The 9,129-nt window shown below is 65.7% G+C and carries 11 protein-coding genes; 7 read left to right on the forward strand and 4 right to left on the reverse strand.

The genetic code is table 11. The features are described from left to right. From ABAZ39_RS32895 to ABAZ39_RS07210, 5 genes are read left to right on the forward strand one after another with little or no spacing between them, the layout of a single operon-like run. Positions 1-1,116, forward strand: a complete 1,116-nt coding sequence (locus tag ABAZ39_RS32895) for a hypothetical protein (RefSeq protein WP_051657860.1) — start codon at positions 1-3, stop codon at positions 1,114-1,116. A gap of 4 nt (positions 1,117-1,120) precedes the next feature. Next, positions 1,121-2,416 carry a hypothetical protein gene (locus ABAZ39_RS36490; RefSeq protein ID WP_038528029.1) on the forward strand — a complete coding sequence of 432 codons (1,296 nt, stop codon included), beginning with the start codon at positions 1,121-1,123 and terminating at the stop codon, positions 2,414-2,416. Beyond that, complete coding sequence (locus ABAZ39_RS07205; RefSeq protein ID WP_038528032.1) at positions 2,409-2,699, forward strand: hypothetical protein; 291 nt, start codon at positions 2,409-2,411, stop codon at positions 2,697-2,699. The genes ABAZ39_RS36490 and ABAZ39_RS07205 overlap by 8 nt, the downstream gene beginning before the upstream one ends. Positions 2,700-2,701: 2 nt before the next feature. Then, complete coding sequence (locus ABAZ39_RS33925) at positions 2,702-2,983, forward strand: helix-turn-helix transcriptional regulator (protein ID WP_081862913.1); 282 nt, start codon at positions 2,702-2,704, stop codon at positions 2,981-2,983. Further along, complete coding sequence (locus ABAZ39_RS07210; RefSeq protein WP_051657861.1) at positions 2,937-3,932, forward strand: tyrosine-type recombinase/integrase; 996 nt, start codon at positions 2,937-2,939, stop codon at positions 3,930-3,932. The genes ABAZ39_RS33925 and ABAZ39_RS07210 overlap by 47 nt, the downstream gene beginning before the upstream one ends. 9 nt (positions 3,933-3,941) lie before the next feature. On the opposite strand, the gene ABAZ39_RS07215 is transcribed toward ABAZ39_RS07210, so the two are convergent. Then, positions 3,942-5,111 carry a hypothetical protein gene (locus ABAZ39_RS07215; RefSeq protein WP_247881645.1) on the reverse strand — a complete coding sequence of 390 codons (1,170 nt, stop codon included), beginning with the start codon at positions 5,109-5,111 and terminating at the stop codon, positions 3,942-3,944. 85 nt (positions 5,112-5,196) lie between these two features. Then, a complete protein-coding gene (locus tag ABAZ39_RS07220) occupies positions 5,197-5,667 on the reverse strand; it encodes a DUF3299 domain-containing protein (protein ID WP_038530933.1) in 471 nt (156 codons plus the stop codon). A 302-nt stretch (positions 5,668-5,969) separates the two neighbouring features. Between ABAZ39_RS07220 and ABAZ39_RS07225 the strand changes: the two genes are divergently transcribed. Together ABAZ39_RS07225 and hutG are read left to right on the forward strand one after the other, a co-directional pair. Continuing rightward, a complete protein-coding gene (locus tag ABAZ39_RS07225) occupies positions 5,970-6,320 on the forward strand; it encodes an ArsR/SmtB family transcription factor (RefSeq protein WP_014240322.1) in 351 nt (116 codons plus the stop codon). A 174-nt stretch (positions 6,321-6,494) separates the two neighbouring features. After that, positions 6,495-7,319 (forward strand): N-formylglutamate deformylase, encoded by an 825-nt coding sequence (hutG, locus tag ABAZ39_RS07230; protein WP_038528035.1) that lies wholly within the window; start codon positions 6,495-6,497, stop codon positions 7,317-7,319. A gap of 15 nt (positions 7,320-7,334) precedes the next feature. Here the strand turns inward: hutG and ABAZ39_RS07235 are convergent, their stop codons facing one another. Then, positions 7,335-7,745, reverse strand: coding sequence for a bacteriohemerythrin (locus tag ABAZ39_RS07235; RefSeq protein WP_038528038.1), 411 nt, complete (start codon positions 7,743-7,745; stop codon positions 7,335-7,337). Positions 7,746-8,107: 362 nt separating this feature from the next. Next, the gene (gene fabI / locus ABAZ39_RS07240) at positions 8,108-8,893 is read right to left on the reverse strand and encodes an enoyl-ACP reductase FabI (RefSeq protein WP_038528041.1); all 786 of its coding nucleotides are present in this window, start codon (positions 8,891-8,893) and stop codon (positions 8,108-8,110) included. Positions 8,894-9,129 lie beyond the last annotated feature (236 nt).

A 9,129-nucleotide genomic window follows, 5' to 3' on the forward strand; every position in this document is an offset into this window, starting at 1 on the left:
ATGACCGACAAGACCGCACGGCCCCGCCGCGTCGCCGAAGCCCGTGGGCGCTTCATCTGGGGCGGCCCCACCGAGAACGACGTCATCCTGGGCGAGGTCTACGACAAAGGCCCCGGCTCCGGAGACCCGGAGGAGATGGCGAAGGTCTGGGCCGCCTCCTACCAGATCATGTTCCCGGCGCTCGCCAAGATCAGGACCATCGCTCGCGAAGCCATCAATGATGGCGCCCCGCTCGCGCTCGGAACCCTGCGAGATATCGCCGACGTAGCCGCCGCAGCCCTGCCGGTCCCGACCTCCGGGGACGTGAAAGGCTCCGCACCGGAAGCGCCCCGCCGCCCCGCCGTGGAGGCCGCCCCGGACCTGACCGAGACGGCCAAGCGGATCGCCTACACATGGTCGGACACCAAATGGCCCGGCGGCATGATCGCTACGCCCGATGAGTTTTGGGACAGCTTGGACGAAGGGCACAAGACCGCATGGATCGCCGCCGCCCGCGCTGTCTCTGCGCCCGCCGCAGCGCCGCAACAACCTCTCCCGGTCGGCTACATCACCCTGCCGGTCGGCCTGCACCCCGACACCGCAAAACTGGTCACCGGCTTTGCCGAGGCACTGGCCGCCAAGCTGCGGCTGGCCGAGGTGAAGTACGGCTACAGCGACGGGTGGCGCCGGGGAGACTGGCGTGACGAGCTGGTGGCGAAGCTGGCCGAGCACGTCCACAAGGGCGACCCGCGCGACGTGGCGGCCTACTGCGCCTTCGCGTGGTTCCATGGGTGGTCGTTGGCGCCCGCCGCAGCGCCGGGAGGGGTGGAGGGGTGGAGGGGCACTCTGGACAGCATCACCAACAGCGAGGAGCCGGGCGGCCCGGTGACCATCTCGCTCACGATGCGGATGCCATCACCGAAGTGGGTCACCTTCCAGGCCGTCTGGGATGCTCTCCAGGTGGAGGTACTGCCCCTCCCCTCCGCTCCCGCCCCCATGGAGGCGTTCAAACCTCTCACGCATTGCGCAGCCGGTAAGGACGGCGACTGCATCCACCCCGAATGCCCGCAGCTCCGTGACGGCGAGCCAGCCAAAAGCCGCCGCCACTGCCCACTGGACACCGACGAGGAGGACTGACCCCATGACCACCTCCCCCGCCCCGGCGCCGCTGAGCGCGCGCCTGCGCAGCCTTCTGGAGGCTGATCCTGTCCGCCACTCAGGGACAGCCTACGATGTGTGCGACCAAGCCGCCGACCTGATCGACACCCTGACCGCGCGCGTCGCGGAACTGGAGGCGGATCGCGATAGCTGGGAGCAGCAGGCCGCTCACCGTTTGGACGATGCTTTGGCAGCCGAGGCCCGCGCCACCCAGGCGGAGGCCCTGCTATCCGAACTGGCCCGCCTGACCGGAGCTGAGAGCCACGCCGCCGCCGTCTCGGTGGTCGCCACGATGCTCCATGGGGCCGACGCTACGGCATACGGTGGAGTGGTGCGGGCCTATGCGGATGAACGGACAGCGCGCACCCAGGCGGAGGCGGTCCTTGCTGCTGCCCGCACCAAATTCGAGAAGGCCGCCAATGCTGCGTGGCGGGTTCGGCAGAAGCTTGAGTCCGCCCTTTCCGCCGCAGAGGCGCGAGAGGCAGCGGTGCGGGAGGCTCTAACCACGGTGAGGGAGCGATTGAACAGCCCAAACTGGTATTTTTCCAATCAAGAGCGGGACGAGCAGAACACCGACATCATCGACGCCGCCCTCTCATCGGGCGCACAGCAGGCGCAGGGCGAACCGCTCGTCTTCACCTACACCAACTACCGCGGCGAAACCGGCACCCGCCGGGCAATCCCGATCCGGGTCTACCACGGCGCCACAGAATGGCACCCCGAGCCGCAATGGCTGATGGAAGCCCACGACGTGGACAAGGACGCCGTGCGCGTCTTCGCGATGCAGGACATGGGGCAGGCGCAGGGCGGAGACATCGCGTGGGAGCTGGCGGAGCTTCGCGAAGCAGCTGGGCGTGTCGTCCGCGAGACCGAACAGGATGCTGCCGGGCACTTCATCGTGCCGGAAGACGCTATCGGCGATCTGGCGAACCTGCTGCCCGACGAAGACGGCGACGATGATGGTGACGACGAGATCACACCGGCTTTCCGGACGTGGCTCCAGCATCTCGAAGAGGACGTGATCCAGGGTGAGTACGGGTTTGAGCCCGGAGAGTTTTCCGTCTTCCCAGAATATTGGCGCCAGATGTTCACCGATGGTCTGACCCCACAGCAAGCGTACCGTCGAGCCTTGGATGCCTTCTCTGCCGGCCGCGATGAAGAGGACCGTCAGAGAAAGGACAATTGGGAACGCATTCAGGTAGCTGACGCCGAAGCCCTCGCCAAGGCCCGCGCCTCCGGCCTCCTGCCCACCGAGACGAGGGAGGAAGGGAATGGCTGACGCCCTTCTGGACCGAGCCAAGGGTCCGAGAACCAAGATGCTCATGGACCCGCTGGGCTTCGAGTTGGGCGCACGCTGCCCGTTCTGCCAAGAGGACATCACCGATGTTCCGAAGAAACTGCACCGCCGGAATGATGGCGATTGGGGCGTGCGTTCGTGCCCCGATTGCGGGCGCGAAGTCCTGACCCCGGCGCCGGATCGCAGCAGCTACAGCGTCGGCCTTCTGTCGCCGGCAGACATGAAGTATCTGGCCGCCCGCGGGGCGCAGGGAGAGGGGGCGTAGGGATGGGGACCGAGTATCTGTCCGAGTCGTCCGTTGCTGACTTCTTCGACACCAGCAAGACGACCGTGCGGCGTTGGGTCGAGAAAGGCGTCCTGCCGAAGCCTGCTGTGATCGGCGGGCTGAAGCGGTGGCCGGTGGACGAACTGCGCGCAGCGGCAAGGCGCGGGCTTGACGCGGCAACCAGCACCCCGCCACGCTCTGCTGACCCTGATGAAATCGTGGCAAGGATGGTTGCCGATGGCCGGAAAGACCGTAAAGCGGACGCTCGCGGACGGCACCGTTAAGACCTACACCTACGAACGGAAAACGCGGAGCGGACAGCCCCGCGTTCGCACGGTTGAAGCAGTGGTGAGGGAGTACCGGTTGAGTTCGGGCTTCACCAAGCTCAGACCGAACAGCAAACGGAGCTATGAGCGCTCGCTCGGCTACATCGTGGACCGATTCGGCGAGGTCAACATCAAGACGATCAAGCGCCGGCACATCCTCGCCCATCGCGACAATCTGGCCGACACCCCGTGCGCGGCGAACTCCCTCCACATCATGTGGGGCATCATCCTCCAGTTCGCGGTGGACCGGGAATACATCGATTACCACCCCGCCCTGCGCATCAAGACGCTCGCCACCGGGGAATATGCGACATGGCCTGATGATCTGGTGGAGCGCGCGATCACGCCGGGCATCCTGCCGGAATGGGCGCGGCGGGCCGTTGTTCTCGGTCTCTATACCGGGCAGCGCGAGGGGGACTGCATCCGCATGACCTGGGCGGATTACGACGGGTCGGCAATCCGAGTCGTGCAGGAAAAGACCGGGGCCAAGCTGTGGGTCCCGTGCCACGCCGCCCTGCGCGCCGAACTGAACGCCTGGAGGGACAGCGCCAAAACGACGATGATCCTAGAGCGCCCAACCGGAGCGCCATGGAAAGATGGCCCATCGTTCGCCACCATGTTCAGCCGATGCCTGCGCGGGAGGAAACGGGTCGGAGCGAAGGGCGAAATAAATGGAGATCGCGCCCGGCCGGAGTTCGTCGGCTACGTGTTCCACGGCCTGCGCAAGGTGGCGGCGTCCCGCTTGGCCGAAGCTGGCTGCAGCGCGCACGAGATTGCTGCGGTCACCGGTCACGCCACGCTGGCGATGGTCGAGCACTACACGCGCGCAGCCGATCAACGCCGCCGGGCCGTCTCCGCCATCGCAAAATTGGAGGATTTTCGCCCCAGGGCGAAAGATGGAAAATAGCCTTGTAAGTTATTGTTTTTGTTTTGTTTCAACGCCATTGAAGCTCGTATGCGCCAGGAGCGCCATCAGGAGCGGCGCCACCACCGCCCAACCAAGCGCGGGATCGGAACGGAGAAACGCCAGCACACGCGGAGCCAGCCCGCCGAAATAGGCAACAAGGGCGCACAAGCCGACCACTCCCGCCTTGGCCACGGCGTAGGTCGCCAGCGTGTGGGTGTAGGACACGCGCCAGCCGCCGACCGCCGGGTTGGCGAGGAGCGCTCCCCACCCCTGCCCGAACAGGAAGGCAGTCGGAGAGGACAGGGCCTGCCCGAGGGCGGCCTCCGCCTCTTCCCACCGGGTGTTGGCCCCAGCCAGCCGGGTTTTCTCGGCCGCCTGCCCCAAGGCGCCAAGCAGCAACTCAGGGAACAGCGTCACCGACAGCAGCGCCGCCATCCCCACGCCCAACGCGGCCAGGGGCGCCCGGCGCAACCACCACAGCCCCAGGGCGGCGAAGGCCATGGCGGCAAGCCCGAGCGCCATCCGGTGCACCGCTCCGGCCAGCGCCGCCAGACACAGAAGCCCGCCCAGAATCGCGGCCACGCCAACGGCGCCCCACAGCCAGCGGCCGCGCGCCAACGCACCGACTCCGAAGACCGGCAGCGCGATGGCGGCGAACAGGACGGACGGAGCGTTCAGCAGATAGACGCCGCCATCCGCCATCGCCCGGACGCCGATGGCGCCAAACCCCCAATGCGCCTGCTTCCACCAACGCAGCGCGAAACCGATCCCGGCCAGCGCCATGCCCGCGGCCAGCAGCGCCACAGCCCGGTCGGGGGCGGCACGCAGCATCGGCACCAGCAACACGGGAAGGAACAGATAAAGCAGCGGCACCACGTCGCGCAGCATGTCGTCCGGCGCCCAATCCAGCCACACGCCGCGCATCAGCGGGCACCACAGCAGCACCGCCAGGGCCAGCACCGCGGGCAACTCCCAGGGCGGCGAATCGCGTTCCAGCAAGGCGTGGCCCGTCGCCACGGACAGGGGGCGCAGCAGCCCGACGCCCAGCACCAGCAACGCCCCGATGGCCGCCTCGGCCAAACGGACCCGCCCCGGTGCGGGAGCGCTCAGCAGGCCATAGAGGATGAGCGCCAGGAACAACCCGGCGGCCCGCCCCAGCGCCACTCCCCTTCCGGCCACGCGATCCCCGCCATTACTCCGACGAACAGGCGGCAGCATTTCATGCCACAACGGAAAAAGGAACGACCGATCCGATCCGCAACGATCAAGCGTAGCGCAGCTCCGCGCGGTCGAGACGGTAGAACAACCCCTCCAAGGGGTTCAGCCGCAAGGTGCCGGTTATCAGCACCGGGGCCTGCGACTCGCGGACCGGGATCTGGCTGTGGACGTGCAGCATGGTGGACGGGCTGGGCCGGTGGCAGGCCGGACAGGAGATGGGGTTGGCAGCGAGGATGAAACGGTTGTGGGCCGGCGCGTCGCTCAACGGCACCATGAAGCCGCGGACCGTCACCAGCTTGCCCTCCAGCGCCTTGACCCGGGTCGGGAAGACTGGATTGGCCGCCGGACCTTCCATGCGGACCTGCACCAGATCCCGCCACAGGGCCGTGGTGTCGTCCAGCGGCAGATGGAATGGCCCGGCGGGATGCGTGGGTTCGCTGGCGTTGGTCGCCCAGATCGCCCAGCCGGCCACCGGGGCCAGCGCGAGCGGCAACAAAACCTGTCGGCGCGACGTCATGGCTTCCTCCCCCTCGATCTGCCCGTTTCGGCCGTTGGTTCGACCGTTCATCCGATCGCGTTCATTCGATCGTTGAAGGCATCCTGTGCGGCCTTTGCCCCAGACCGTCATGCTTGTGGCCGAATTGTTCCCGAGCCCTCGCCCAACGTCAACAGGCGAGCGATAGGCCGTACGTAAGATGCCGCCGCCCGGCGACTTCGGGCATCGCTACGCCGACCTATGGGATTGACGCGGCGGCCGACCTATACTTTGTAAGAGCGGCAACCACCGATAAAAACCTTACGAGCGGGAATCAACGCGGCATGCAAAAAGGGTCAGCACCGAAGGACAAGCCGGCGCATCTCCGCCTGTCCGAAGACCAGACCACCGAACTGGCCGACATGTTCCGCCTGATGAGCGACCCCAGCCGGCTGCGCATCATCCTGGCCTGCCTGGACACCTCGACCTCGGTCGGCGACATGGCGGCGGCGCTGGGCCTGTCGCCGTCCCTGGTCAGCCATCACCTCCGCCTGCTTCGGGCGGGACGGCTGATCCAGGCGGAACGGCGCGGCAACCGTGTCTTCTACCTGATCACCGACGAGCACATCCGGCGCGTCCTGTCGGACATGGTCGACCATGTGGCCGAGGAAAGCGAAGGCGATCTGGAAGCGTGAGGTGGTTGCGGCGGCCACGGCCGCCACAACCCGTTGAAGCCTTTATAACAAATACGCAATAGGATTTGACCGCCATGCCGGTTGCGCCGCATAGTTCCGATCATGCTGCGGCGCATCAAACCGTTGTTGCACGAATGGCTTGATGAATCGGGCCAGGAAACAAAGGGTGTTGGCATGGAGACGTTCCGCTTCCAGCCGGGGGAAACCCCCGTCCTGCTCAGCATCCCGCATGTCGGCACCGTCGTGCCGCCGGACATCGCGGCCATCATGACCGACTCCGCCCTGGCGATGCCGGACACCGACTGGCATCTCGACCGGCTCTATCACTTCGCCCCGGCGCTGGGCGTCGGCTTCCTGAAGCCCATCCTCTCGCGCTATGTGATCGACCTCAACCGCGATCCCGACAGCGCCCTTCCCGCCCCCGGCGCCGGCAGCACCGAACTCTGTCCCCTCACCACCTTCGATCACCAGCCGGTCTACCGCCCGGGGCAGGAGCCGGACGCGGCAGAGGTGCAGCGGCGGTGCGGCGCCTATTGGCGCCCCTATCACGAGCAGCTCAACGGCGAGCTTCAAGCGCTGAAGGAACGCTTCGGCGTGGCGGTGCTGTTCGACGCCCATTCCATCCGATCGCGCGTGCCGCGCTTCTTCGACGGGCAGATCCAGGATTTCAGCCTGGGCACGGCGGAAGGGTCCAGCGCCTCGCCGGCGCTGGTCGGCCGGGTGATGAACGTGCTCACCGCGACCGGGCGCTTTTCCTCGGTGCAGAACGGGCGCTTCAAGGGCGGCTTCATCACCCGCCGCTACGGCAACCCCGCCGACAACATCCATTCGATCCAGCTCGAACTGTCGCAGCTCACCTACATGGACGAGGAGGCTCCCTTCGGCTTCCGCGAGGAGTCGGCGCGTCAGGTGCGTCCGACGCTGGAGCGGCTGCTGAGCCTCGTCGTCGAGTGGGCTTGGGAGAACGCCGCAGGCCGGCGGCGCAGCGCCTTCCTGTAACGCCCTGTCCGGCCCTCAGACCCAGACGCCCCGCACATAGGGGGTCAGCTGCGTGTCCTGCATGATGATGTGGTGGACCAGCCAGTTCGCGGTGAAGGTATAAATCCGCTCGGCGTTCTGATGCGTCGGGTCCCGCGTGAAGACCGCGGACAGTTCGCTCAGCGTCCGCACGGCCTCGTGATGCTGGCGGACGTGCTCCTCGAACTTCGGGTAATGCACGGCCTGCATGATCTTTTCTTCGCGGGCGAAATGCTGCTGGGTGTATTCCAGCAGTTTCATGAGGATCTTGGCGACGCGCACCGGCATGAAGCTGCGCGAATTCAGCGCGGCGTCCAGTTCGTTCAGATACTCGATCAGGTGCTTGTGATCTTCATCGATGGACGGCTGGCCGACGCTGAGCTGCCGCCTCCACGTAATGACACCCATGAACCCTCCGCACCCTGACTTCCGCGGCTACCGGGCCATTCCGCCGAAAGCCACCGCATTGAAGGGAAGCGCGCCGTAGCTTGCGCAACTGAAGATGAAGGTGCGCAACCCGTCAAGGAACCGTAAATACCGGACGCCGCGACCCTTGTTACCGCCGACTCCGCAACCGACGGCCTTTGCCTGCATTATGGGCGCATTTTCTACAAAACGAACGCATACGATCGTCACATGGCATTTTGCCGCACCAAAACAAAGACGCGAAAAGGCAGGGGAAACGTCATGTTTCCGCCTGCCTTCGCATCAACTTTATGAAGATGAGGCGACGATCAGCCGCCCCAACTTACCTGTCAAACAACGCCCGATCAGCCGACGATCGAATAGCCGCAATCCACATAGGTGGTGCTGCCGGTGATGCCCTTGGCGCCGTCGGTCGCCAGGAAGGCGGTGGTGTAGCCGACCTCTTCGATGGTGACGAGGCGCTGCTCCGGTGCGCGCTCCGCGGCCTTCTCCATCAACTCGTCGAAATGGGCGATGCCGGAGGCGGCGCGGGTCTTGATCGGGCCGGGGGAGATGGCGTGGACGCGGATGCCCTTCGGGCCCAGTTCCGCCGCCAGATAGCGCACGCTGGCCTCCAGGGCGGCCTTCACCGGACCCATGACGCCGTAATTGTCGATCACGCGGTTGGCGCCGAAATAGGACATGGTGAACAGCGAACCGCCGTCCTTCATCAGCGGCTCCGCGTAGCGGGCCATGCGGATGAAGGAGTGGCAGGACACGTCCATCGCCATCTGGAAGCCCTCGCGCGAGCAATCGACGACGCGGCCGTGCAGATCGTCCTTCGGGGCGAAGGCGATGGAATGCAGCGCGAAGTCCAGCTTGCCCCACTTCTGCTCGATCTTCTCGAAGATGGCCTTCAGCTCACCCTCGCCGGTGACGTCCACCGGTTCGAAGATCTCCGCTTCGAGCTGCTGGGCCAGCGGCTCGACGAAGCGCTTCGCCTTGTCGTTGAGGTAGCTGACCGCGAGATCCGCGCCCAGAGCGCGGAAGGCGCGGGCGCAGCCCCACGCGATCGACTGATCGTTGGCGATGCCGAGCACGAGGCCCTTCTTGCCTTCAAGAGTGGTGGCGGCGGGGATGATCGTGGTCATAGGCTGGCTTTCCCGGATTGCAAGGTGGCCGGATTCAGAGTGCGCCAGATCGGATCACTCGAATTGTGCAACGCACCATAATGCAATCGAAGGTCATAGGCAACTTGTTAAAGTCGCAATATATCCGACATTATCGCTTTGTTTATCCGTAACACAGCCTTCACACAGCGAAGACGCGAAGTCCGCAGCGGCAATCCATACCTCTTTCTTGCGTATTCATAACGAGGACCGCAACA

Origin of the sequence: Azospirillum argentinense, assembly GCF_000632475.1 — a bacterium.
Taxonomy (GTDB): domain Bacteria; phylum Pseudomonadota; class Alphaproteobacteria; order Azospirillales; family Azospirillaceae; genus Azospirillum; species Azospirillum baldaniorum.